21 protein-coding genes are annotated in these 23,296 nt (G+C 72.1%); 12 read left to right on the forward strand and 9 right to left on the reverse strand.

Features of this window, described 5'->3' with window-relative positions; all coding sequences use genetic code 11:
• Position 1: 1 nt before the first annotated feature.
• From ACZ6S4_RS12170 to ACZ6S4_RS12180, 3 genes are read right to left on the reverse strand one after another with little or no spacing between them, the layout of a single operon-like run.
• Positions 2-721, reverse strand: coding sequence for an SDR family oxidoreductase (locus ACZ6S4_RS12170; RefSeq protein WP_465474970.1), 720 nt, complete (start codon positions 719-721; stop codon positions 2-4).
• A 10-nt stretch (positions 722-731) separates the two neighbouring features.
• Positions 732-2,222, reverse strand: a complete 1,491-nt coding sequence (locus tag ACZ6S4_RS12175; protein ID WP_465474971.1) for an MFS transporter — start codon at positions 2,220-2,222, stop codon at positions 732-734.
• Positions 2,219-2,545, reverse strand: coding sequence for a muconolactone Delta-isomerase family protein (locus tag ACZ6S4_RS12180; RefSeq protein ID WP_465474972.1), 327 nt, complete (start codon positions 2,543-2,545; stop codon positions 2,219-2,221). Before ACZ6S4_RS12180 ends, ACZ6S4_RS12175 begins: the two co-directional genes overlap by 4 nt.
• Before the next feature lie 180 nt (positions 2,546-2,725).
• Here ACZ6S4_RS12180 and ACZ6S4_RS12185 point away from each other — a divergent pair, with 180 nt between their 5' ends.
• The 5 genes from ACZ6S4_RS12185 (at position 2,726) to ACZ6S4_RS12205 (ending at position 6,548) form a co-directional block, all read left to right on the forward strand.
• Complete coding sequence (locus tag ACZ6S4_RS12185) at positions 2,726-3,343, forward strand: VOC family protein (RefSeq protein WP_465474973.1); 618 nt, start codon at positions 2,726-2,728, stop codon at positions 3,341-3,343.
• The gene (locus tag ACZ6S4_RS12190) at positions 3,340-4,044 is read left to right on the forward strand and encodes an SDR family oxidoreductase (RefSeq protein ID WP_465474974.1); all 705 of its coding nucleotides are present in this window, start codon (positions 3,340-3,342) and stop codon (positions 4,042-4,044) included. The genes ACZ6S4_RS12185 and ACZ6S4_RS12190 overlap by 4 nt, the downstream gene beginning before the upstream one ends.
• A 41-nt stretch (positions 4,045-4,085) precedes the next feature.
• Positions 4,086-4,658: a TetR/AcrR family transcriptional regulator gene (locus tag ACZ6S4_RS12195; protein ID WP_465474975.1), complete on the forward strand. Its 573-nt coding sequence runs from the start codon at positions 4,086-4,088 to the stop codon at positions 4,656-4,658.
• Positions 4,659-4,785: 127 nt separating this feature from the next.
• Positions 4,786-5,697: an alpha/beta hydrolase family protein gene (locus tag ACZ6S4_RS12200; RefSeq protein WP_465474976.1), complete on the forward strand. Its 912-nt coding sequence runs from the start codon at positions 4,786-4,788 to the stop codon at positions 5,695-5,697.
• Between the two features lie 14 nt (positions 5,698-5,711).
• Positions 5,712-6,548, forward strand: coding sequence for an LLM class flavin-dependent oxidoreductase (locus tag ACZ6S4_RS12205; protein ID WP_465474977.1), 837 nt, complete (start codon positions 5,712-5,714; stop codon positions 6,546-6,548).
• A 21-nt stretch (positions 6,549-6,569) separates the two neighbouring features.
• On the opposite strand, the gene ACZ6S4_RS12210 is transcribed toward ACZ6S4_RS12205, so the two are convergent.
• Positions 6,570-7,085 carry a GNAT family N-acetyltransferase gene (locus ACZ6S4_RS12210; protein ID WP_465474978.1) on the reverse strand — a complete coding sequence of 172 codons (516 nt, stop codon included), beginning with the start codon at positions 7,083-7,085 and terminating at the stop codon, positions 6,570-6,572.
• A 78-nt stretch (positions 7,086-7,163) separates the two neighbouring features.
• Here ACZ6S4_RS12210 and ACZ6S4_RS12215 point away from each other — a divergent pair, with 78 nt between their 5' ends.
• Positions 7,164-8,108 (forward strand): ATP-binding cassette domain-containing protein, encoded by a 945-nt coding sequence (locus ACZ6S4_RS12215; RefSeq protein ID WP_465474979.1) that lies wholly within the window; start codon positions 7,164-7,166, stop codon positions 8,106-8,108.
• Complete coding sequence (locus tag ACZ6S4_RS12220; protein ID WP_465474980.1) at positions 8,105-8,896, forward strand: ABC transporter permease; 792 nt, start codon at positions 8,105-8,107, stop codon at positions 8,894-8,896. Before ACZ6S4_RS12215 ends, ACZ6S4_RS12220 begins: the two co-directional genes overlap by 4 nt.
• Here the strand turns inward: ACZ6S4_RS12220 and ACZ6S4_RS12225 are convergent.
• Both ACZ6S4_RS12225 and ACZ6S4_RS12230 read right to left on the reverse strand, forming a co-directional pair.
• Positions 8,872-12,039, reverse strand: coding sequence for an ATP-binding protein (locus ACZ6S4_RS12225; protein ID WP_465474981.1), 3,168 nt, complete (start codon positions 12,037-12,039; stop codon positions 8,872-8,874). The two genes, ACZ6S4_RS12220 and ACZ6S4_RS12225, sit on opposite strands and share 25 nt — an antisense overlap.
• A gap of 23 nt (positions 12,040-12,062) precedes the next feature.
• Positions 12,063-12,260, reverse strand: a complete 198-nt coding sequence (locus ACZ6S4_RS12230; RefSeq protein ID WP_465474982.1) for a hypothetical protein — start codon at positions 12,258-12,260, stop codon at positions 12,063-12,065.
• Between the two features lie 250 nt (positions 12,261-12,510).
• Between ACZ6S4_RS12230 and ACZ6S4_RS12235 the strand changes: the two genes are divergently transcribed.
• A complete protein-coding gene (locus tag ACZ6S4_RS12235) occupies positions 12,511-13,203 on the forward strand; it encodes a GntR family transcriptional regulator (RefSeq protein ID WP_465474983.1) in 693 nt (230 codons plus the stop codon).
• A 407-nt stretch (positions 13,204-13,610) separates the two neighbouring features.
• Here ACZ6S4_RS12235 and ACZ6S4_RS12240 read toward each other — a convergent pair whose 3' ends face one another.
• Positions 13,611-15,185 (reverse strand): sigma-70 family RNA polymerase sigma factor, encoded by a 1,575-nt coding sequence (locus ACZ6S4_RS12240; protein ID WP_465474984.1) that lies wholly within the window; start codon positions 15,183-15,185, stop codon positions 13,611-13,613.
• Positions 15,186-15,461: 276 nt separating this feature from the next.
• Here ACZ6S4_RS12240 and ACZ6S4_RS12245 point away from each other — a divergent pair, with 276 nt between their 5' ends.
• The 4 genes from ACZ6S4_RS12245 to ACZ6S4_RS12260 are packed head-to-tail and all read left to right on the forward strand — an operon-like array spanning position 15,462 to position 20,885.
• Entirely contained in the window at positions 15,462-16,637 is a 1,176-nt protein-coding gene (locus ACZ6S4_RS12245) for a carbohydrate binding domain-containing protein (RefSeq protein ID WP_465474985.1), read from the forward strand.
• A gap of 29 nt (positions 16,638-16,666) precedes the next feature.
• A complete protein-coding gene (locus ACZ6S4_RS12250) occupies positions 16,667-18,523 on the forward strand; it encodes a family 43 glycosylhydrolase (protein WP_465474986.1) in 1,857 nt (618 codons plus the stop codon).
• Between the two features lie 59 nt (positions 18,524-18,582).
• The gene (locus tag ACZ6S4_RS12255) at positions 18,583-19,134 is read left to right on the forward strand and encodes a PadR family transcriptional regulator (RefSeq protein ID WP_465474987.1); all 552 of its coding nucleotides are present in this window, start codon (positions 18,583-18,585) and stop codon (positions 19,132-19,134) included.
• Between the two features lie 29 nt (positions 19,135-19,163).
• Positions 19,164-20,885, forward strand: a complete 1,722-nt coding sequence (locus ACZ6S4_RS12260) for an acyl-CoA dehydrogenase family protein (protein ID WP_465474988.1) — start codon at positions 19,164-19,166, stop codon at positions 20,883-20,885.
• On the opposite strand, the gene ACZ6S4_RS12265 is transcribed toward ACZ6S4_RS12260, so the two are convergent.
• Both ACZ6S4_RS12265 and ACZ6S4_RS12270 read right to left on the reverse strand, forming a co-directional pair.
• Entirely contained in the window at positions 20,882-22,066 is a 1,185-nt protein-coding gene (locus tag ACZ6S4_RS12265; RefSeq protein WP_465474989.1) for an endonuclease, read from the reverse strand. The genes ACZ6S4_RS12260 and ACZ6S4_RS12265 overlap by 4 nt on opposite strands.
• Before the next feature lie 108 nt (positions 22,067-22,174).
• A complete protein-coding gene (locus tag ACZ6S4_RS12270; protein WP_465474990.1) occupies positions 22,175-23,260 on the reverse strand; it encodes a M15 family metallopeptidase in 1,086 nt (361 codons plus the stop codon).
• Between the last annotated feature and the right edge of the window lie 36 nt (positions 23,261-23,296).

A 23,296-nucleotide genomic window follows, 5' to 3' on the forward strand; every position in this document is an offset into this window, starting at 1 on the left:
CTCAGCGCAGGAGCTGCTGGCCGCCGTCGACGTCGTAGGTGGCGCCGGTGAGCGCGGTGTTGGTCATCAGGTGCAGCGCGAGCGCCGCCACGTCCTCCGGTCCGACGACCCGTCCGATCGGCAGCGTCGCGCGCAGCTCCGCCCGGCGTGATTCGAGCTGATCGCCGAGCAGGCGGGCCGACAGCGGGGTGTCGACGAAACCGGGGGCGATCGCGTTGACCCGGACCGGCGCGATCTCCAGGGCGGCGTTGGCCGTGATGGCCGGCAGGGCGGCGGTGCCGATGGCGGCGAGCACGAGGCCGTGGCCGGGGCGCCGGGCGCCCGTACCGCTGAGGAACGTCAGTGATCCGCCTGGCCGGACCCGGGTGGCGCACTCGCGGGCGATCCGCAACGCCCCCACCAGGTGCTCGTCGATCGAGGCGCGGGCCTGCTCGAAGTCCATCTCGGCGATCGGTGCGTAGGTCGGGCCGCCGCCGGAGACCAGCACGTGGTCGACCGGCGCGGGCAGTTCGGTGAAGAAGCGGTGCAGCCCGGCCGGGTCACCCAGGTCGAGCTGGACCGTCGAGGCGCCGAGCCCGTCGCGGACGGCGTCGAGCCGTTCCTGGTCACGACCGGTGACGATGACCTTGGCGTCCGCCGCGTGGGCCTGGCGGGCCGTCTCCAGCCCGATGCCGGAGGTGCCGCCGATGACGACGACGGTGCTTCCCGAGAGACTGTGCATGGTGTCCTCCTCAGACGGCCGCGGCCGGTTCCGGCGCGGCACACGTGTGTAGCCGGGGGTTGGGCGCGGCGTGCTGTCCGGTGCTGCGGCGGCTGGGCACGAGCAGGGCCGTGAGCGCGGCGGCGGCCACGGTCAGGCCGGCCATGACGAGCATCGCGGACTGGTAGTTCGCGGCGAGCGGCTGGGCGAGACCGGGCGCGCCACCGGCGCCCAGCAGGGCGGGGACGAGCGCGACCAGGACGACCCCGCCGACCCGGGACGCGGCGTCGTTGATCGCCGACGCCTCACCGAGGTCGCTGTCGTCGACGGCGGCGAGCACCCCGGCGGTGAGCGGGGCGACGGCCAGTCCGATGCCGAGGCCCCAGAGGATCGCGCCGGGCAGGATCGCCTGGGCGTAAGAGTCGCCGGGGCGGGCCGCCGACAGCCAGCCGAAACCGGCGGCCACGATGAGGATGCCGGCCGCCATCGGCCAGCGGGTGCCGACCCGGGCGACGAGCCCGCCGACCAGCGGGGAGACGACCAGGAACACGGCGGACTCGGGGATCAGCGCCGCCCCGGCCGCGGTGGCGCTGTAGCCGAGCTGCAGCTCCAGCTGGAGGATGACCAGGTAGCCGGCGGCGGCCAGCGCGCCGTAGAAGAGCAGGGTGGCCCCGTTGATCGCGCTGAACGGCCGGGACCGGAACAGCTCCGTCCGCAGCATCGGGCGGTGCCGGCGCTGTTCGACCGGGACCAGGGCGACCAGGCACGCCAGCCCGAGCAGGCCGGAAGCCAGCACCGGTCCGGTCGTCCACCCCGACTCGGGCGCCGCGGTGAGGGCGTAGATGACACCGCCCAGGCCGATCACGGCCAGCAGGGCACCGACGGCGTCGACGGAGAGCGGCCGCCGCAGGCTCGCGGTCGGCGGGACCCGGCGCAGTACCCAGAGCGCGGCGGCGATGAGCGGCAGGTTGAGCAGGAAGACGTAGCGCCACGACGTGTGGTCGACGAGCCAGCCGCCGCCGTACGGGCCGAGGGTGGTGCCGAGGGTGGAGATGCCGGCCCAGATGCCGATGCCCCGTGCCCGGTCCGGCCCCCGCAAGGTGCCGTTGAGCAACGCGAGGCTGCTCGGCACCACGAAGGCCCCACCGACGCCCTGCACCAGCCGGGCCAGGATCAGCGTCAGCGGCGTCGGGGCGACGGCGCAGCAGAGCGAGGCGGCCAGCATCACCAGCAGCCCGGTGATCAGGATCCGCCGCGGCCCGAAGTGATCGGCGAGCGCCCCGGCGAGCAGCAGCAACGCCGCGACCGTGATCAGGTAGCCGGTCAGGACCCACTGCAGCTCGCTCACGCTCGCGTCCAGGTCACGCCCGATCGCCGGGACCGCGACGTTGATCATGTACGCGTCCAGGAAGCCGACCATCGAGGCCAGCACCGTCGCCGCGATGAGCGCCGTGCCGCGCGCCCCGCGCAGCGGGATGAGCCCCGCGCCGGGTTCTGCCGCCGTACCCGGATCGGCGCTCACGGCACCGTCACCGCACCCGCCGGATCGGTCGCGTCCCGGCCCGGGTCGTTCGGATGAGGGCTCAGCGGGGTCACCTCGTCGACCCGCCAGACCCGCAGCGGCATCGTGGCCAGCGTCGCCTCGAGCTCCTCCGGGCCGGCGGCGGCGAACAGCCCGATCGTCCGCCACTCCCCTGGGGCCAGCGGCGGCCGCCACAGGCGCAACACGCGTCCCTGAGCGGCCAGGACGCGGGTGTTCGCGGCCTCGCGCGAGCGCATGTCGGCCACCTCCGCCGGCGTGGTCCCGTCCGGCACTGTCGTGGTCATGGTGACCAGGAACTCCATGTCCGACCTCCTCGGATGACATCTGCTGCCAGGTCCACCATCCGGCCACCCGGACCCGGTTCGCGCCCGTGGCACTCCCTGGTCCGCCACCGACCAGGGACATACACGGGCGCGACCCCGGCCCCCGGACGGCGACGCTGATCGCGTTGGCAATTCGTCCGAGCGCTGGAGGCGCAAGTCATGGACATGAAGCTCGAAGTGGTCGTGGTACCGGTGTCGGACGTCGACCGGGCCAAGGCCTTCTACACGGCACTGGGCTGGCGACTGGACGCCGACTTCGCCACCGGCGAGGACTTCCGGGTCGTGCAGGTGACCCCGCCCGGCTCGCCGGCCTCGGTCATCTTCGGCACCTCGGTGACGGCACAGGCCCCCGGCTCGGCCCAGGGCCTGCACCTGATCGTCACCGACATCGACGCGGCGCACGACGAGCTGAAGCGGCTCGGCGCCGAGCCGAGCGAGGTGTTCCACGACGCCGGCGGCATCTTCCACCACGCGGGCACCGACGCCCGGGTGCCGGGTCCGGATCCGGCCCGCAACAGCTACGGCTCGTTCCTGTCGTTCAGCGACCCGGACGGCAACGGCTGGATCCTGCAGGAGGTCACCACCCGGCTCCCGGGACGGGTGGACCCGGCCGCCACCACGTTCGCCTCCACCACGGACCTCGCCGACGCGCTGCGCCGGGCCGCGGCCGCGCACGGCGAGCACGAGGCGCGCATCGGCGCGGCGGACCCCGACTGGCCGGCCTGGTACGCGGACTACATGGTGCGCGAGCAGGCGGGCACCGACCTGCCGGCATGACCAAGCCGGCCGGGTCGCTGAGCGCCGCTGTCGCCCTCGTCACGGGGGCCGGCAGCGGGATCGGCGCTGCCACCGCGTGCCGCCTGGCCCGGGAGGGCGCGGCGATCGCGCTGGTGGCCGGCCGCCGGGACAGCCTGGACCGGGTCGTCGCGGAGGTCGCCGGCGCGGGCGGTCACGCCGTCGCGGTGCCGGCCGACATCACCGACCCGGAGCAGGCCGAGCAGGCGGTGATGGACACCCTCGAACGGTTCGGGCGGCTGGACGTCCTGGTCAACAACGCGGAGGTGGTGCTGCTCGACACGGCGCTGCACACCATGCTCGAGCAGTGGGACCGGACGATCTCGCTCAACGTCTCGGCGCTGCTGCACGTGACCCATGCCGCCGTGCCGTACCTGATCGACGCGGCCACGACCGCGCCGCGGCAGGTCGCGGACATCGTGAACGTCGGCTCGACCGCCGGGCGCGTCGCCCGCGGGGGCAGCAGCGCCTACAACCTGTCGAAGTTCGGCCTGACCGGGTTCACCGAGTCGCTGCGCCAGGAGTTGCTGACCGAACGGGTACGCGTCAGCGTGGTGCAGCCCGGCACCGGTGGGGCGTTGCGCCCGGAGGACGTGGCGGACGCGATCGGCTACGTCGTCACCCGGGACCGGGGGGTGGCCGTCAACGAGATGGTGGTGCGCGCGGGCGACCAGCTCTGGTAGCCCGCGCGTTGACGTAAGCTCGAACCGGAACGCTCTTCCAGATGAACGGGGGCCGGCGGGTGCGGGTGGACGCGCAGCGCAACATCGACGCGTTGCTCGACGCCGCCAAGGTCGTCTTCAGCACCTCGGGGGTGGACGCCCCCGTCCGCGAGATCGCCGCCAAGGCGGGGGTCGGGGTCGGCACCTTCTACCGGCACTTCCCGCTGCGGTCCGACCTGGTCACGGCCGTGTTCCGCCGCGAGGTGGACGCCTGCGCCGACGCTGCGCCGGTCCTGGCGGCGGAGCACGAGCCCGGTGAGGCCCTCAGCCGCTGGCTCTACCGGTTCACCGATTTCATCGCCACCAAGCGTGGCCTGGCCGCGGCCCTGCACTCGGGCGATCCGGCCTTCAACGTCCTGCCGGACTACTTCCTGCAACGGCTCGGCCCGGCCTTGGGCAGCCTGCTGGACGCCGCCACCGCGGCCGGCGCAGTGCGCGCCGAGGTCAGCCCGCAGGACCTGCTCTACGCCGTGAGCAACCTGTGCATCTCCGGCGAGGACGGCGGCAACCACGGCCGACGCATGGTCGCGCTGCTGATCGACGGCCTGAAGTACGGCGCCACGACACCCTCCTGACCTGCACCGGCACCCGGCACCTACCGGTGGGCTCCATCACACCGCTGGCTAAGCGGAACACGCCTCCATATCTTGGTATGTGGAACGACGTTCCGCTTTTGCCGTCAGCCGTCGAGGAGTGACCGCCATGTCCACCACCATCACCCCCGTTGTCTCCCTGCGCCCAGTGGTCCTGCCGGCCCCGGGCCGCGGCGAGGACCTCCAGGTCCGGGTGTCCGCCCCGGCCACCGGCCGAGACCTGCCGATCATCGTGTTCTCGCACGGGTTCGCCTCGTCGATGAACGAGTACGAGCCGCTGGCCGGCTACTGGGCCGCCCGCGGCTTCGTGGTGATCCAGCCGACCCACCTCGACTCGGCGACCCTGGCCGTCACCCCGGACGACCCGCGCTACCCGGACATCTGGCGGATCCGGATCGCCGACCTCAAGCGCGTGCTCGACGAGCTGGACCTCATCGAGGCGTCCGTGCCCGGCCTCGCCGGCCGGCTCGACCGGACCCGGATCGCCGTGGCCGGCCACTCCTGGGGCGGGCAGACGGCGAGCACGCTGCTCGGCGCGCGGGTGCTGGACCCCGGCGGCGCACCGGGCGAGGACCTGAGCGATCCGCGGATCAAGGCGGGTGTCCTGCTCGCCACCACCGGTACGGGCGGAGCCGACCTGTCGCCGTTCGCCGCCGAGCACTTCCCGTTCATGAGCCCGGACTTCGCTGCCATGCGTACCCCCGCCCTGATCGTCGCCGGGGACAAGGACCAGTCGGCGCTGTCCGTACGGGGACCGGACTGGTTCACCGACCCGTACGTGCTCAGCCCGGGACCGAAGAGCCTGCTCACGCTGTTCGGGGCGGAGCACTCGCTCGGCGGCATCCTCGGTCAGGCCGTCACCTCGACGACGGACGAGAGCCCGGAACGGGTCGCCCTGATCCAGCAGCTCACGTGGGCGTACCTGCGCAGCGCGCTCTATCCCGCGGACCCCAGCTGGACCGACGCGAGCACCGAACTGGTGACGGGATCGCACGCGCTGGGGCGGGTCGAGTCGAAGTGACCAGCTTCGGCATCATGACGGCCCCGCAACAGGTCGGCTACGACGACATCCTGCGGGTCTGGCAGGAGGCGGAGGCGATCCCGGAGATCGAGCACGCCTGGCTGTTCGACCACCTCATGCCGATCGGCGGCGACCCGGCCGGACCGGCCTTCGAAGGCTGGACCCTGCTGTCGGCCCTCGCCGCGCTGACCACGCGGCTGAGGCTGGGCCTGCTCGTGACCAGCAACCGTTTCCGGCCCCCGGCGCTGCTGGCCAAGATGGCCACGACGGTCGACATCGTCTCGGCGGGACGGCTCACCCTCGGCATCGGGGTGGGCTCCCGGCCGGGCCACCCACTGGCCCGGCGCGAGTACGAGGCCCACGGCCTGCCCCACGACACCGCGCAGGCTGTGGGCAGCCTCGCCGAGGCGTGCACGGTGATCCGGCGGCTGTGGACCGGAACCGAGCCGTTCGACTTCCCGGGCGAGTACGTGCGGCTCACCGGCGCGTACGGCAACCCGAAACCGGTCCAGCGCCCGCACCCGCCGATCCTCATCGGCGGCCGTTCCGCCGGCACGCTGCGCGTGGTCGCCGAACACGCGGACGTGTGGAACATCCCCGGCGGCGATCTGGACGACGTGGTCCGCCGCAGCGCACTGCTGGACCGCTACTGCGCCGACATCGGCCGCGACCCCGCCACGATCACCCGCTCGATCCACCTGCCGGTCGCCTACGACCGCCCGGCGAACACCCGCACCGCGATCAGCGAAGCGATCGGGGCCGGCTTCGGGCACATCGTGCTCGGACTGCCCGCGCCCTACCCGCCGGGCGTCGCCCGCTGGGTCGCCGGCGAGCTCATCGCCACAACCTGACGTTCACCTCACCCTGAGGTGTCAGCGGCGAAGGTCACCGGGATGAAGCCGGAACAAGGTGGCGTCGGCACCGTAGAAGACACCGTCCCGTTCCGCGCGCATACCGAGCTTCTCCAGCACGTGCCGGGAGGCCGCGTTCTCGTGGCGGACGACCGCGACGATCGAGGACAGGCCGCACTCGTCGAACCCGTACGCCAGGCTGGCCCGGGCGGCCTCGGTGGCGTACCCCTGCCCCCAGGCCGCGCGGCCGAGGTAGTAGCCGACCTCGACCTCGTCGCCGCCCTCCAGCCGCTGCAACCCACAGTGGCCGATCACCTCGCGGGTGGCGGCGACCTCGGCGATCCACATGCCGAACCCGTCCCGCTGCCACTCGTCGAGGCGATCGGCCCAGCTCCGCAGACTGACGGCGAGCGGCCGGCGCTCATGGGCCCAGGTCACCGCGGGATCATCGTCGACCGCGGTCCGATGAGGAACAAGATCCTCGGCCCGGAACTGCCGCAACCACAACCGCGCGGTGTTGATCTCAGGACCACTCATGAGCCCCTGGTACCCAGCTTGATCCGGTGAAACCACGGTGAAACCGCCGTGATCCGCCACCGCGGCACTGTCGTCCGCATGACGACAACCTCCACCGAGCCGGCCATCGCCGTCGCCGGCCTGCGCCGGTCTTACGGCGACCACGTCGTACTCGACGGCATCGACCTCCAGGTGCCCGCCGGCACCGTCTTCTCCCTGCTCGGCCCCAACGGTGCCGGCAAGACCACCATGGTGCAGATCCTGTCGACGCTCATCCGGGCCGACTCCGGCCAGGTCCGCGTCGGCGGTCACGACGTGTCCCGTGAGCCCGATCGGGTCCGGGCAGCGATCGGTGTCACCGGTCAGTTCTCCGCGGTGGACAGCTTCCTCACCGGCGAGGAGAACCTGCTGCTCATGGCCGACCTGCACCACCTCGGGCGGGGCGAGGGCCGGCGGCGAGCCGCGGATCTGCTCGAGCGGTTCGGGCTCGGGGAGGCCGCGCGCCGGCCCAGCGTGACGTACTCGGGCGGGATGCGGCGCCGGCTCGATCTGGCCATGGGCCTCATCGGTGACCCGCGGGTGATCTTTCTCGACGAGCCGACCACCGGGCTGGATCCGCGCAGCCGGCGTGACATGTGGCAGATCGTCCGGGACCTGGCCGGCCGGGGCGTGACCGTCTTCCTCACCACGCAGTATCTCGAGGAGGCGGACCGGCTCGCCGACCGGATCGCGCTGCTCGACCGGGGCCGGCTGGTCGCTGAGGGCACTCCGGACGAGCTCAAGCGGCTGGTGCCGGGCGGGCACGTCGAGCTGCGGTTCACCGACGACCGTGACCTGAGCGCCGCGGCCGCGGCGCTGGGCGTCGTGGCCGATCCGGCGGATGAGTCGCTGGTCCTGCGGGTGCCCGGGGACGGCAGCGTCCGTTCCCTCAAGGAGTTGCTGGATCAACTCGACGCCGCCGCCGTCGACGTGCAGGGGTTGGCGGTCCGCACGCCGGATCTCGACGACGTGTTCCTCTCCGTAACGGGCCGGGCCACGCGATGACCATGATGACCCTGGCCGTGCGCGACTCGGCCACCATGCTGCGCCGCCAACTGCGGCACATGGCCCGGAACTGGTCCTTGCTCCTGATGCTGCTCGCCGTACCGATCATCTTCCTGCTGCTGTTCGTCTACGTGCTCGGCGGCACCCTCGGAGACGGTCTCGGCGGCGGGTCCGGTGGTCGCGGCGCCTACGTCAACTACGTCACGCCCGGCATCCTGCTCATCACCATCGCCGGTGCCGTGCAGGGCACCGCGCTGGCGGTGGCGATGGACATGACCGAGGGCATCATCGCCCGCTTCCGGACCATGGCGATCGCCCGGGTGTCGGTGCTGACCGGGCACGTGCTGGGCAGCGTGCTGCAGACCCTGGCCCAGCTCGCCGTCGTCCTCGGCGTCGCCGTGCTCGTCGGCTTCCGGCCCACCGCGTCCGCAGCCGAGTGGCTGGCGGTCGGCGGGATCCTCACCGCGGCGACGTTCGCCCTGGTGTGGCTGGCCGTCGCGATGGGCCTGGCGACCAAGACGGTCGAGGCGGCGAGCAACCTGCCGATGCCGTTGATGCTGCTGCCCTTCTTCGGCAGCGGCTTCGTGCCGACCGGGTCGCTGCCGGCCGGGCTGCGGTGGTTCGCCGAGTACCAGCCGTTCACGCCGATCATGGAGACGCTGCGCGGGCTGCTGCTCGGCACCTCGATCGGCGCGAGCGCCGTGCTCGCGCTCGGCTGGTGCGCGGTGATCGCGCTGGGCGGCTATCTCTGGGCGAGGCGCCTCTACAACCGCGACCGTACACGCTGATCAGCGCCGGTCGCGCGATCCCGCAGCAGATCCCGCGCCGCCAGGCGCATCCCGGCCCGGTCCAGGCCGGCGTACGACAACACCGCTTGCTCGTACGCCGGCCGGTCGGCCTGCTCGGCGTCCGCCCGGGCCGACGCCGCCGACATCGTCGGCTGGAACATCCGCAAGCGGAACCGCTCGGCCAGCGCGATCATCCGCGCCGCCGACCGCGCCAGCTCCGGATCACCCGTACGCCGGGCGCGTGCGAGGTCCGCCACGGCGATCGCGAGCAGCAGGGTGCCGCAGATCAACTGCTCGATCGGGTACGGCGGTGAGCCGGCCGGTGGCGGGGTCAGCAGCCGGATCAGGCGCCCGGGCAGCGCGTCGGCGAGGTCGGCCACGAGGTCGAGCCGGCCGTGCCGGGCGTGCGCGACGACGGCCACCGACCGTGCCTCCACCGCCCAGGGGTCCGCACCGCCGTCGGGAACCTGGTCGACGGCCCGGCGCCACAGCCGCAGGCCGGCCTCCGCCTCGCCGCGAGCCAGCAGCAGCTCGGCCCTGATGCCGAGGTCGTAGCCGGCCGAGGTGACGTCCTCGTCGAGCGCGACCCCGGTGAGCCCGTCCAGCCACCGTCCGGCCTCGACGGTGTCACCGAGCTGGAGGTTGGCCAGTACCAGCCAGGCCCGTACCCCGACCACGTCGGTCCGGGCGCCGAGGCGCTCCAGCAGCGGCAGCGCCGTGAGCAGGTGGTCGCGGGCTTCGGCGCCCTGCTCCTGCCGCAGGCACAGCTCGGCGACCCGGCCGTGGCCCACCGACCGCGGCCACGGCAGGTCCAGCTGGGTGAAGATGTCGAGGCCTCGCCGGGCCGTCCGCAACGCGGCGTCGGCGTCACCGGCCATCTCCGAGTAGTAGCCGGCGAGCGTGTTCGCGACCGCGGCGAGCAGCGGCTCGGTGCTGTCGCACAGCCGTTGCAGCTCCGCCGGATCACCCAGCGCGTCGATCACCCGGCCGATCGCCCTGATCACCGTGTCGGGCTGCGCGGGGCCGAGCCGCCGCAACGCGACCAGCGCCCGCAGCGGCCGCGGACCCGCACCGCTGAAGGTGGCCACCACCGGGATGGTCAGGGCGGTCCGGGTCACCTCGACGAACGGCGGCTCCGGCCGGTAGTGCGACAGCGGCCAGGAGATCTGCCGGATGAGCGTCATGAGCCGCGCGTGGTGGGACTCCAGGCTCCAGATGCCCCCGAGCACCGCGGCGACCGCGGCGATGGTGGGCCGGTCGTCGCGGTCGAGGGCCAGCCGCAGCGCCCGGTGCAGATTCTCCTGCTCCGCCTTGACCACGGCGACCGCCTCGTACGGGTCGGCGCCGAGCAGATCCGCGTGATGGCTGATGCCGAACGCGCGCGCCCAGGCCAGGAACGCGGCCGTCACTTCGCCGGTCTCCTCCGCCGCCGCGAGCCGCGCGGCGCTGAACTCCCGGACCGTCTCCAGCATCCGCAGCCGGGTGCCCGACGGGGTGTCGAGGGTCTTGAGCAGCGAATGGTCGACCAGGTGCTCCAGCAGCACCAGCCCGTCCGTCTCCCCCAGGCCGGCGGGCGACGCCTGGAACAGCCGGCACGCGGCTTCCGGAGTGAACCCGTCGACGAACACCGACAACGCGCGCATCGCTGCCCGACCGGCCGGCTCCAGCAGATTCCAGCTCCAGTCGACCACGGCATGCAGCGTGTGGTGGCGTTGCGGCGCATCCCGGGCCGCACCACGCAGCAGGCCGAACCGGTCATCGAGGCGCCGGGCGAGTTCCGGCACGGACATGATCCGTACCCGCGCGGCGGCCAGCTCGACCGCCAGCGGCAGCCCGTCCAGGTGCCGGCACAGCTCCGCCAACGCGTCCGCGGGCAGCTCCACGTCCGGCCGCGCCGCCCGCGCCCGCTGCCCGAACAACTCCACGCTCGTCGACAAGCTCAGCTCCGGCAACCGGTGCACCGCCTCCGACGACAGTCCCAGCGGCGTCCGGCTGGTGGTGAGAATCCGCAGCTCCGCGGTCATCGACACGCACACACGCGCCAGATCGGCGACCGCGGCGACGACGTGCTCGCAGTTGTCCAGCACCAGCAGGGAAGGCCCGCCGGCCAACGCGGCGGCGATGTCCCCCGCCCCGACGCTGTGCCCGACCGTACCCGGCATCCGGCGCTCCCCCACCCCGAGAGCCGCCGCCACCTCCCGCACCACGTCATCAGCGCCGGAGATGCCGGCGAGCGGCACGACGGTCACCGCCGGCACCGCGGCCCGACGGGCCACGGCATGAGCAAGCCGGGTCTTGCCGAGCCCGCCGGGCCCGACAATCGACACCACCCGAGAGGTACGCAACAACGCCTCCACCGCGGCGACATCGTCATCCCGGCCCAGCAACGGATTCGGCTCGTACGCGACGCCCCGCCGTACCGTGGGCGCCATGCCCCGCAGCAGCCGCTGATGCTCGGCCCGCAACGCCGCGCCGGGATCGGTCCCGAGCTCGTCGCGCAGCGACCGCCGATAGGCGTCGTAGCGACCCAGCGCCGCGGCCGGCCCGACCGTCGCCGCCTCGCATCGCAGCAGCTCGACGAGCACCTCCTCGTCCCGCGGCCGTTCGGCGGCCACCTCGGCCAGCACCTCCACCGCCTCGGCCGGCCGGTCGAGGCGGGCCAGAGCGAGCGCGCGGGCCCGTACCAGTGCGCGTTGGGTGACCCACCGCTCGGCCCGCAGGGCGGTGAGCGGATCATCGGCCGGTCCTGGCCTGGCGCCGGCCCAGAGGGCGAGCCCGGCGTCCGCGTGCCGGATCGCGGCGGCATGGTCGCCGGCCAGCGAGCACCGGGTGGTCTCCTCGGCCCGCAGCAGCACCGCCGAGCTGTCGACCTGATCCTCGGTCAGCGTGAGCCGGTACCCGGCCGGGGTCCGGACGATGAGGTCGGCGCCGAGCTGCGACCGGGCCCGCGAGACGAGAATCTGCAGCGCCTTGGCGGGATTCTCCGGCCGGCGGTCGGGCCAGATGCCCTCGATCAGCCGCCCGGTGCCGCAGCCGGTGCCCAGCGCACCGGCGAGCAGGGCGATGAGGGCCTGCAGGCGGGGGCCCACAATCTCCTGGTCACGGAAGGAGACCCGGGACAGCAGGACCAGATCGGGGGCCACCGCCCCAGGGTAGCGACCGGCGCTCAGCGGCTGGGTGCGATGCCGGTGGATTCGCGGACGATGAGGCGGCCCGGTTCACGGATCACGCCCGAGGTGGGGGCGCTGTCGAGGGCGGCGAACAAGTGCCGTCGCCGCGTGCGGCCCCAGCGCTGAGACCACCGGCCGAACATCGGTTCGGCGGCCAGGGACAGGCCGGCCGCGGCGAGCACCTCGCGGGTCACCGGTCGCGGGCCGCGCAGTAGGTGGGGTCGCCGGTGATGTGGGCGATCCGGCGCCGGCCCAGCCTCAGCTCCGGTTCGGTCAAGCCGCAACCAGGCACGGCTCCAATTCCGGCCGGGCTCCGCGGCCCTTGGCCTGGCCACGCCCGTGCCGGATCCACCCCTGCGGTGGCGTGAACCCACCGGCAGCCCGGTGACGCTGGCTAAGATCGGGATCGTCCGTTCCGGAACGAGTCGACCCGATGGAGGCTGGATGACGTCGGCCCGCCCGGCGCCCCCGATCCACGCCACGCTCGCCGATGCGGCCACCGCGCAGCTGCATGAGGCGATTCTCGTCGGGGAGCTCGAGGGCGGTGCCGCGCTACGCCTCACCGACCTCGCGACCAGCATGGGCATGAGCATGATGCCGGTGCGTGAGGCGATCCGCCGGCTGGAGGCGCTCGGCCTGGTCGAGGTGATCCCGCACAAGGGCGCGTGGGTGCGCGAGCTGTCCGTCGAGGATGCCCACGACACCCACGACATGCGGATGCTGCTGGAGATCACCGCGATCGAGCGCGCGGCCGTACGGTTCACCGAGCAGGACGCCGACCGGGCCCGGGCCTACCTGGAGCGCAACGTCCGCGCGCTTGAGCTCGGCGATCAGGCTGCCGCCCGGCAGGCCCACACCGACTACCACTTCGCCATGTACGCCGCGGCCCAGTCCCGCTGGCTGCTCCGCGCGCTCGAGCCGGTGTGGCAGAACGGCGAGAGGTACCGTTTCGCGGGCACCCGGTCCCCCAGCACCCGTGAGCAGATCCTGCGGGAGCACGAGGCGATCCTCGCGGCCTGTGTGGCTCATGATCCGGCCGCTGCGGCGGCGGCGCTGCGCGAGCACATCACCAACGCCCACGCTCGGGTCATCGAGAAGATGTCCAAGCAGAACGACAGCGGTCGACCGCCCGGGTGAGTGGCCCGACGACCGGCGCGGAGTCCGCGGCGAGCCGGCCGGGCCGGTGGCCAGCGCGGCGAGGGTAGGCCTGGCGGCACGTGCCGGCGGCTCAGCTCACCGCGAGATAGACGAGTGCGCCGATCACGCCGACGAACACCACGAGTAGCCCGCCGACGAGCAGCATCTCGCGGGCGGCGCCCCGATCGTCGTCGTCCGTCATCCCGCGTCCTCCGTTGTTTGATATTTGATAAGACCGGACGATCATAGATCGAGACATGGGCATCGACCGCGGCGGCGTCCCCCGTTCGGGTCATCACCACGGACCGAAGCCGGACGCTGACGTAAGGCTGAGCGAGCAAAGGCTCAGCGCCTTCACCTGATCGGTGCAGCCGGCCCGGCACAGCGGAATGTCCGCCGCCCGCTTATCAAACGAGCGGAGGCCGCACCCGGAACGAGGCGTCGGCGCGGAACCCCACAGTGCCGTCGGACTGGTCCACCCAGATCTCACCGCCGCGATGGCGCACGAACCAGCCCGGATAGTTCGACGCTTCCAGCAGCACGGTGCCCGGCGTCGCACCGGGGCGCGGGCAGAAGGTCGCGTCGCCGCGGAACAGTTCGGTTCCCTGGTTGGGGCTCAGCTGGACGCGCCATGAGGCGTGGCGGAGGAAGCGGCCGTCGGCGTACCGGAATGTGAAGCAGTTGATGTCCGCGAGGCCTTCGATAGCGCTGAAGGTGGCGCGGGCGCGGGTGGCGCCGTCGGCGCCCGGGCCGGCCGGGACCAGGACGCCGAGGCCTGTCTCGATCGCGACGTACCGCCCGGCGGAGCTTCCTGCCTCCAGCGACAGCGGGCCGAGGGCCACCGTGCCGGTGCTGGTGGCCGACGGTCCGGCCGATGTCGGCGCGGGCCTCGTCGGTGCGGCGGTCGAGCGCGCGGTCGTCGGCGTGGGCGCGGGCGCGACGGGCGCCGGAGCTGTCGTCCGGGTCGGTTCCGCGATCACTCGCGGGGCGGGTGCCGGCGACGGCGGGACCAGCTGCACGGTCGTGACTGTCGCCCCGGCCGCCAGCGTTCCCGCGGCGATCGTGGAGAGCACGGGATGCAGGGTGGCCGTCTGGATCAGCTGGCTCAGCAGCCCGGCCTTGGCTCCGGCCGTACCCGTCAGCGCCGCCGGTGCGGCCGCGCCGATCGCGGCGCCGTCGAGCGCGAGCTTGCCGAGCAGCGGCAGGCCGATGCCGGCGGGGACCGGCAGCAGGGTGAACATCGGCAGCAGCCGGTCGGTGAGCACAAAGCTGTCGGCGGCCCGGGCGCAGTACGGGCACGACCGGACGTGACGCGTGAGCCGCTTGCGCCACAGTGGACTCGGCGTGCCGTCCCAGCCCTCGGCCACCGCGGCGAGGCGGGGGCAGCGCGGCCGGTAGTCGAGCGCCGCGACCAGGGCCCGGCTGGCCTCCAGCTGGGTGCGCATCCGTTGCACGCGGACGCCGGCGTGGGCGACGCTCAGGCCCAGCGCGGATGCCAGCTCGGCCCGGGTCAGCTGGTCCGCGACCTCCAGCCACCACAGTGACAGCAGCGCCTGCTCGTCGGGGCCGAGCCACTGGCTGGCTCGCTCCACCTGCCGGCGCTGCCGGGACAGGTCGACCTGAAGTGCCGTGAGGTCCTCGGACGGGCTGTGCGGGTCGGGGATCCCGGTGGCCTCCTCCAGGCTCGCGGTGCGGGCGGCGGTGCGGTCACGGCGGCGCAGGTGGGTGCCGACCTGCCGGATCGCGATGGCGGCGAGCCAGGCGCGGAAGGTAGTCGGGGTACGCAGTTTCGGCAACTGCCGCAGGGCCCGCAGCATCACGTCCTGGACGATGTCGTCGACGTCCGGGTGAGCACCGAGACCGCGCCGCACGATCGTGTAGACCAGCGGCAGGTAGGTCGCGGCCACCTCTTCCAGCGCTCTGCGATCGCCGGCCTGCGCGGCGGCGACCAGAGCGGCGTCATTGGTGCGTGTGCTTCGCATTTCCCCATCACCAGTCGTCCCGGGCAACGCATCGTACGCCGACGGCAGCGCGCCCGACGTCGCCAGGCTTTCCCGTTTCCGCATTCTCAGAAAGTTTCCCACAAAAGCGTTATGAGGCCTGGAGCAAGAAAGTCGCACCCAATTTCGTACGCGAGAAAGTGTTATGAGAAAGGTAGTCGCGGCGCAAAGAACCACCCCTTGAAAGGGTCGAAACAATCTGGCAACATTGGCGAATCTGAATGTATGTTAACGCTCACATCGACCGAAGGAGCATTCGTGCAGGTTTACCACCGCGCCGGTCGCCACGCCCTGCGGATGCTGGTCATGCTGGCTCTGGTCCTCGTCGGCGCGGCTGTACCGGGCACGGCGGCGCACGCCGAGTCCAACGGCGGAGTGCGCGTGATGCCGCTGGGCGATTCGATCACCGAAGGCACCCAGGTGCCGGGCGGTTACCGCATCGGCCTGTGGCAGCGCCTGGCCGCGGCCGGCTACCGCAACGATTTCGTCGGCTCCCAGTTCAACGGGCCGGGCTCCCTCGGCGACCACGATCACGAGGGCCACCCCGGCTGGCGCATCGACCAGATCGACGCCTCCATCACCGGCTGGCTCAACACCACCCGGCCACGCACCGTCCTGCTGCACATCGGCACCAACGACATCCTGCAGAACTACAACGTGTCGAGCGCACCGGCCCGGCTGTCGACCCTCATCGACCACATCACCGCGGCCGCCCCGGACGCCGACGTCCTCGTCGCCACCATCATCCCGCTGGCGAACGCCGGCCAGGAGGCAGCCGCGCGGAACTTCAACGCCGCCATCCCCGGCATCGTGCAGAGCAAGGTCAACGCGGGCCGGCGGGTCCACCTCGTCGACATGCACGCCGCCCTGAACACCGGCGACCTCATCGACGGTGTCCACCCCACCGCCGGCGGATACGACAAGATGGCCGCCACCTGGTACGCCGCCCTGCGGGCGGCGCCCGGCAGCATCGGCAACCCGGGCGGCGGCAGCGGGAACCTGCTCACCAACGGTGACCTGGAGAGCGGCACGACGGGCTGGACGCCGTTCGGCAGCGCGACCCTGTCGTCCGTCACCGGCACGGCCCACGGCGGCACCCGGTCCCTGCTCGCCGCCGGACGCACGGCGGCCTGGAACGGTCCCGGCCAGGCGGTGGCGTCGAAACTGACCAACGGCAGGACCTACACCACCGCCGTATGGGCCCGCGCCCAGAGCGGTACGGCGACCGTCAAGACCACGCTGGCCGTCACCGCGAACGGCACCACGAACTACGTGCGGCTGACCCCGGACGGCGCGATCAACGCCAATGGCTGGACGCTGCTGACCGGCACAGCAACCGTGTCCTGGTCCGGCACCGTCTCCGCCGCCACCCTCTATGTCGAGACCACCTCCGGGACGACGCCGTTCCTGGTCGACGACGTGTCGCTGCAGTGACCCGGCCGGACGTTCCATTGAGGAGTGCCGTGAGACCCACATTCGTACCGTCTGCAACCGGCCGGCCGCGCCGCGGCATCGCCTGGATCACCGCCCTGCTGTGCGCCCTGGCGCTGGTGCCGGCGGTCGCCGGGCCGGCCCGGGCGGACAACCCGATCGTGCAGACCATCTACACCGCCGACCCGGCCCCACTGGTCCACAACGGCCGGGTGTACCTCTACACCGGACACGACGAGGACGCCTCGACGTGGTTCACCATGCGCGAGTGGCGGGTCTACTCCTCGGCGGACATGGTGAACTGGACCGACCACGGTTCCCCGATGAGCCTGGCCACCTTCAGCTGGGCCAGCAAGGACGCGTGGGCCGGTCAGGTCATCGCCCGCAACGGCAAGTTCTACTGGTACGTGCCCGTCACCAACCGGGCCACCGGCCGGATGGCCATCGGGGTCGGCGTGTCCAACAGCCCCACCGGACCCTTCACCGACGCCATCGGCCGGCCGCTGGTGGAGAACGGTGAGATCGACCCGACCGTCTTCATCGACGACGACGGGCAGGCTTACCTGTACTGGGGTAACCCTAATCTGTGGTACCTGCGCCTGAATACCGACATGATCTCGTACTCCGGCGGCGCGACCCAGATCCCGCTGACCACCGCCGGGTTCGGCGCCCGTCCCGGTAACGTCGCGAACCGGCCCACGCTGTATGAGGAAGGGCCCTGGGTCTACAAGCGCAACGGGCTGTACTACAACGTGTTCGCCGCGCAGTGCTGCTCCGAGTTCATCGGCTACTCGACCGCCCCCGGACCGACCGGGCCGTGGACCTACCGCGGCACCATCATGCCCACGCAGGGCAGCAGCTTCACCAACCACGCCGGCGTCATCGACTTCAACGGCAACTCGTACTTCTTCTACCACAACGGCGCGCTGCCGGGCGGTGGTGGCTTCACGCGGTCGGTCGCCGTGGAACGGTTCACCTACCGCGCCGACGGCACGATCCCGACCATGTCCATGACGACGGCCGGCCCGCCGCAGATCGCTCCGCTGGATCCGTACGTGCGCCAGGAGGCGGAGACCATCGCGTGGTCGTCCGGCGTCGAGACCGAACCGTCCAGTGAGGGCGGGATGAACGTCGCCAACATCGAGAACCGCGACTACGTCAAGGTGAAGGGGGTCGCCTTCGGCGGCGGCGCCGCATCGTTCACCGCCCGGGTGGCCTCCGCGACCAGCGGCGGGCGCATCGAGGTGCGCCTGGGCAGTCCCACCGGCACCCTCGCCGGGACGTGCACCGCCCCGGGCACCGGCGGCTGGCAGGCCTGGACCACGGTCTCCTGCGGCGTGAGCGGCGCGACCGGCACCCAGGACCTGTACCTGGTCTTCACCGGAGGCAGCGGTTTTCTCCTCAACCTGAACTGGTGGCAGTTCACCTCAACCTCCACCGGTGGCGGCGGGAACGTGCTCACCAATCCGGGCCTGGAGGACGGCGCCACCGGTTGGCAGCCGCGCGGTAGCGGCACACTCACGGCCGGCACCGGCGTGGTGCGCAGCGGCACCCGGGCGCTGACCGTCACCGGCCGCACCGGGGCGTGGAACGGTCCGGGCCAGGACGTGACCTCCCGGCTGACCAACGGCAAGGCGTACACCACCGAGGTGTGGGTGCGGTCGACGAGCGGCACACCCAGCGCGAAGGCGACCCTGGCGCTGACGGCCAACGGGACCACGAGCTACGTCCAGCTCACCCCGGCCACCACGGTGAACACGGGCGGCTGGACGCTGCTGTCCGGCACGGCGAACGTGTCCTGGAGCGGGACGTTGTCGCAGGCCACGTTCTTCGTCGAGACCATGGCAGGCACCGACGGTTTCACCATCGACGACGTCTCGTTCCGGTAATCGGGGGGGGGTAGCGCCGGGCTTGCTATGCAACGAGTTGCATAGCAGGATGCTCTGGCATGGCCCTCGAGCACGCGATCCTGGTGTCCCTGCTGGAGCAGCCGGGGTCCGGATACGAGCTGGCCCGGCGCTTCGAACGGTCCATCGGCCGGTTCTGGACCGCAACGCACCAGCAGATCTACCGCGTCCTCAAGCGGATGGAGGCGGACGGCTGGGTCGTCGCGGAAGAGATCGGGCAGGGCGGCCGGCCTGACAAGCGGTGCTATTCCGTGGCCGCGTCGGGCCGAGCCGCCCTCACCTCGTGGCTGCGCGCTCCCGTGCAGCCCGAGGCGGTCCGGCACGAGCTGGCCGTCAAGATCCGCGGCGCCGCCTTCGACGACGCCGGCGGGCGGGCGACCCTGATCGCCGAGGTCGAGCGCTACCGGGTCACCCATGAGGCCACCCTGCGGCGCTATCTGACCGGCGAGCGCCGGGATTTCCCCGACACCGCGACCCTCGAGGTGGGCCAGCGGCTGCAGCACACCGTGCTGCGCGGCGGCATCGCGTACGAGCGGATGGTGCTGGACTGGCTCGACGACGTCCTCGACACCCTGCGCGGCCTCGACCGCTGACCCCGCCCACCGAGAAAGGGGACGCCGCCATGGCCGACTCGCTGCTGTTCAACCCGACCACCTACGACCCGGCGCAGTTCGATCCCGAGACCCGCCGGTTGCTGCGCGCCACCGTGGAGTTCTTCGAGAGCCGGGGCAAGCGGGCGCTGGTCGACAGCTACATCGACCGGGCCTGGTACGGCGACTTCCTGGACTTCGCCGCCAAGGAGGGCCTGTTCGCCACGTTCCTCACCCCGGCGGCCGACGGCGACGGTGCTCCGGCCAAGCGCTGGGACACCGCCCGCAACGCCGCCCTCAGCGAGATCCTCGGCTTCTACGGCCTCGGCTACTGGTACACGTGGCAGGTGACCGTGCTGGGTCTCGGCCCGGTGTGGCAGAGCGCCAACGCCATCACCCGCGCCCACACCGCCCAGCTGCTCGCCGACGGGCACGTCATGGCGTTCGGCCTGTCCGAGCGCGGCCACGGCGCTGACATCTACGCCACCGACATGGTCCTCACCCCGGACCGCGCGGGTGGCTTCCGGGCGGACGGCACGAAGTACTACATCGGCAACGGCAACGTCGCCGGCCTGGTCTCGGTCTTCGGCCGCCGCGGCGACGTCGAGGGGCCCGACGGGTACGTGTTCTTCGCCGCCGACAGCCGGCACCCGGCGTACCACCTGGTCAAGAACGTGGTGAACGGGCAGATGTACGTCAGCGAGTTCCGCCTCGAGGACTACCCGGTACGCGAGCAGGACGTGCTGCACACCGGCCGGGCGGCCTTCGACGCCGCGCTCAACACCGTCAACGTCGGCAAGTTCAACCTCTGCACCGCCGCCATCGGCATCTGTGAGCACGCGATGTACGAGGCGGTGACCCACGCCCACCGGCGGGTGCTCTACGGCAAGCCGGTCACCGCCTTCCCGCACGTGCGGCGGGAGCTCACCGACGCGTACGTGCGGCTGGTGGCGATGAAGCTGTTCAGCGACCGCGCGGTCGACTATCTGCGCTCGGCCGGCCCCGAGGACCGCCGGTATCTGCTGTTCAACCCGATGACGAAGATGAAGGTGACCACCGAGGGCGAGAAGGTCATCGACCTGCTCTGGGACGTGATCGCCGCCAAGGGTTTCGAGGCGGACACGTACTTCGACAAGGCGGCCAAGGACATCCGCGGCCTGCCCAAGCTCGAGGGCACCGTTCATGTGAACCTTGCCCTGATCCTCAAGTTCATGCCGAACTACCTGTTCCACCCGGCCGGCTTCGAGCCCGTACCGCCGCGCCACGATGCCGCCGACGACGAGTTCCTGTTCCGCCAGGGCCCGGCCCGCGGTCTGGGCTCGATCCGTTTCCACGACTGGCGCATCGCCTACGACGCGCACTCCGGCGTGCCCAACGTCGCCCGTTTCCGGGAGCAGGCCGACGGGCTGTGCGCGCTGCTGCGCACCCACGCCCCCGACGCGGAACAGCAGGGTGACCTCGACTTCCTGCTCGCGCTCGGCCAGCTGTTCGCCCTGGTGGTCTACGGCCAGCTGATCCTGGAGCAGGCCGACCTGACCGGTCTCGACAGCGGGCTGCTGGACGAGATGTTCGCGATCCTGGTCCAGGACTTCTCCGCGTACGCCACCGAGCTGGGCGGCAAGGCGGCCACCACTGAGGAGCAGGCCGCCTGGGCGCTCGCGCACATCCGCCGCCCGGTGTGGGACGCCGCCCGCACCGCCGCGGTGTGGGAAGACGTGGTCGCCCTCTGCGGCGCGTACGAGATGCGGCCCTAACCGAAGATCGAGGTGACCCACTCGGGGTGGTCGATGAACGGGTTGCGGTTGCGCTGATAGCTGCTGTAGATGAGCTCGTTGCGGCGCTTCTCGAAGGCGTCCGGCGGGTCCTGCTGGTTCCACTGCCGCAGGGCGGAGAGCCGGCCCAGCCGCGGCGCGGTGCCGCTGCCGGTCGCGTCGTCCACCTCGAGGTCGGGCCACGAGTCGCCGCCCTCGTAGCGCACGGCCATGTAGAAGATCATGCGGGCGACGTCACCCTTGACCGCCGCCCGCGGCTCCCACGAGTCGGCGTCGGTGCGGTTGCCGGGAGCGTCGGAGACGGCGGTGCCGCCGTTGTCGAAGTCCTTGTTGTCCCGCTCGGAGTTCACCCGTACGTCTTCCGGGCGCAGGTGGTGCAGGTCCGTGCCCGGACCGGCGGCCGTGCCGAAGTCGCCGTGGGATTTGGCCCAGACGTGCTCGCGGTTCCAGTCCCCGGCGTCACCGCCGTTGAGCGACTTCGACCGGCTGGTGCCGGAGTAGAGCAGGATGACGTTCGCCGAGTTCGCCGGGTCCTGATCGGTGGCCTTGAGCGCGTTCCAGACCGCGTCGTACGACAGTGTGGTCACGCCGCTGGAGATGATGATGTGCAGCGCGTTCTTGAGGCTCTCGCCGGACTTGCCGGCCGCGGCGGCGTAGTAGGTGCTCGTGGAACCGGTCGGCGTCGGCGCCGGCCCGGTCGGCGTCGGCGTGGGCGTGCTGCCGCCGAGGGTCATCGCGGACGGGGACTTGAGGCCCGGATGCGTGAAGTAGGCGGTCAGCGTGCCGGTCACGGTGATCGGGTCGCGGAGCAGGCCGGGGTTGCTCCGCAGCCCGAAGGTGGCCCGGTAGGCGGTGGTCACCTGTACGTACAGCATGTCGCCGGGGTCGGTCTCGCTGCTGCTGTCAGCGATGGCGATGGCCGTGTCACCGGTGAAGTTCGCGAAGAGCACGGTGCTGGTGGCGGTGGGCTGGCCGACGACATACCCGCGGACCGTGCCGGTGCCGCTCTGAGCACTGATCGCCTGCGCGACCGTCAGGGTGCTCGCGGCCGCCGGCAGCATCCCGGCGGGCACCCGGATCATCGTGACGACCAGCGCGAGCACGGCGAGCAGGGCGGGCATCGTGAGCGCCGCAGCGCGCCGACGCGACATCGGTCCGGACATGTGCACTCCGCTCAGCAGGCCACATCGGCGATGATCAGATTATGGCCGAGCAGGCCGCCCGCGGGGTCATACCAGCATCGTCATACGCCGGCGGGTGATGCCACGCGGTCAGCCGCCGGTGATCGACCAGTGCCACGGCTCCGACGGCAGGTTGACGAAGCCGTACTTGGCGGCGTGCCCGACCAGCCACCGGAAGGCCGGGCTGGCCGCGTTCAGCGTCCGCCCGCCGGAGGTGATGTCCACGGCCAGGCCCAGCTCGTGCAGGGACCGGCCCGGGATCGCCGTCGGCACCCGGCACGAGGACGCCGGCGCGGTCCAGACGTCGGGGCAGCCGTTGATCGTGCGCAGCTCGATCTGGCGCTGCTTGGTGCGGAAGCCGCCGCCGGAGAACAGGATCCCGTCCGCCTTCGCGTCGGCCATCATCCGCCGGAACGCGAACGCGACGTTCCGGTGCACGGTGACACCGTTGACCGACGTGGTGTCCGCGACGGAGAAGCGGGCCCGGACCTCGGTGACGACGGTGCGGCTGATGGCGGCGGCCTGGCGGGCGAGCTCGGCCGACTTGTCGAGCGCGATGAGCTTCTGCTGGTTGGTCCGGACCGTGGCGGAGGCGGACTGCCACGAGATGATCGCCTTGTCGAGGCCCACGGTGGCGGCGCGGGCCGCGGCCTGGGCCTTCTTCAGCTCGGTGGCGGCCAGGGACGCCTCCGCGCGGCGGGTGGTCACTGTCTTCGCCGCGGCGGCGATGGCGTTCTTCGCCCCGGTCACCGCCGCGCCGGCGCGCGGGCGCTGCAGCGACACCACGGTGAGCGTGTTTCTCGCGCTGGTCAGGGCCTCCCCCGCGACCGCATATCGGGTACGGGCGGCAGCGTCAGCGGTGACGGCCGTGGTGAGCCGGGTCTGCGCGGCGGTTTGGGTGACCTTGCCCTTGCTCACCTGAACCGCCCGGGCGGCGAGGGTGGCCCGTTGAGCCGCGAGCGTCTTGCGCAGCTGCACGTACTTCGGGCTGGGCGTGAGGCTGTGGTACATCAGCGACGACCAGCTCTGCGCGACGCGCGGCACGGCAGCCGATGCGGGGCTGGGTACGCCGGCCACGGTCAGGGCCACGGCGAGGGCAGCGAGGATCGCCGCGGCTCGCGAGCGCAGGATGCGGGCCGGCCGCGGATCACGTCGGGATTGCTGTCGGGTCGTCATCTGGAGTGCGCTCCTCGGCCTCAAGCGGTCAGGGCG

Source organism: Actinoplanes sp. NPDC051405 (genome assembly GCF_055586185.1).

Excerpts from the sequence above, each read along its gene's own strand:
- ACZ6S4_RS12170 (WP_465474970.1), bottom strand. The coding sequence starts at position 721 with ATGCACAGTCTCTCGGGAAGCACCGTCGTCGTCATCGGCGGCACCTCC.
- ACZ6S4_RS12180 (WP_465474972.1), bottom strand. The coding sequence starts at position 2,545 with ATGGAGTTCCTGGTCACCATGACCACGACAGTGCCGGACGGGACCACG.
- ACZ6S4_RS12185 (WP_465474973.1), top strand. The coding sequence starts at position 2,726 with ATGGACATGAAGCTCGAAGTGGTCGTGGTACCGGTGTCGGACGTCGAC.
- ACZ6S4_RS12190 (WP_465474974.1), top strand. The coding sequence starts at position 3,340 with ATGACCAAGCCGGCCGGGTCGCTGAGCGCCGCTGTCGCCCTCGTCACG.
- ACZ6S4_RS12195 (WP_465474975.1), top strand. The coding sequence starts at position 4,086 with ATGAACGGGGGCCGGCGGGTGCGGGTGGACGCGCAGCGCAACATCGAC.
- ACZ6S4_RS12200 (WP_465474976.1), top strand. The coding sequence starts at position 4,786 with ATGTCCACCACCATCACCCCCGTTGTCTCCCTGCGCCCAGTGGTCCTG.
- ACZ6S4_RS12205 (WP_465474977.1), top strand. The coding sequence starts at position 5,712 with ATGACGGCCCCGCAACAGGTCGGCTACGACGACATCCTGCGGGTCTGG.
- ACZ6S4_RS12210 (WP_465474978.1), bottom strand. The coding sequence starts at position 7,085 with ATGAGTGGTCCTGAGATCAACACCGCGCGGTTGTGGTTGCGGCAGTTC.
- ACZ6S4_RS12215 (WP_465474979.1), top strand. The coding sequence starts at position 7,164 with ATGACGACAACCTCCACCGAGCCGGCCATCGCCGTCGCCGGCCTGCGC.
- ACZ6S4_RS12220 (WP_465474980.1), top strand. The coding sequence starts at position 8,105 with ATGACCATGATGACCCTGGCCGTGCGCGACTCGGCCACCATGCTGCGC.
- ACZ6S4_RS12235 (WP_465474983.1), top strand. The coding sequence starts at position 12,511 with ATGACGTCGGCCCGCCCGGCGCCCCCGATCCACGCCACGCTCGCCGAT.
- ACZ6S4_RS12240 (WP_465474984.1), bottom strand. The coding sequence starts at position 15,185 with ATGCGAAGCACACGCACCAATGACGCCGCTCTGGTCGCCGCCGCGCAG.
- ACZ6S4_RS12255 (WP_465474987.1), top strand. The coding sequence starts at position 18,583 with ATGGCCCTCGAGCACGCGATCCTGGTGTCCCTGCTGGAGCAGCCGGGG.
- ACZ6S4_RS12260 (WP_465474988.1), top strand. The coding sequence starts at position 19,164 with ATGGCCGACTCGCTGCTGTTCAACCCGACCACCTACGACCCGGCGCAG.
- ACZ6S4_RS12265 (WP_465474989.1), bottom strand. The coding sequence starts at position 22,066 with ATGTCCGGACCGATGTCGCGTCGGCGCGCTGCGGCGCTCACGATGCCC.
- ACZ6S4_RS12270 (WP_465474990.1), bottom strand. The coding sequence starts at position 23,260 with ATGACGACCCGACAGCAATCCCGACGTGATCCGCGGCCGGCCCGCATC.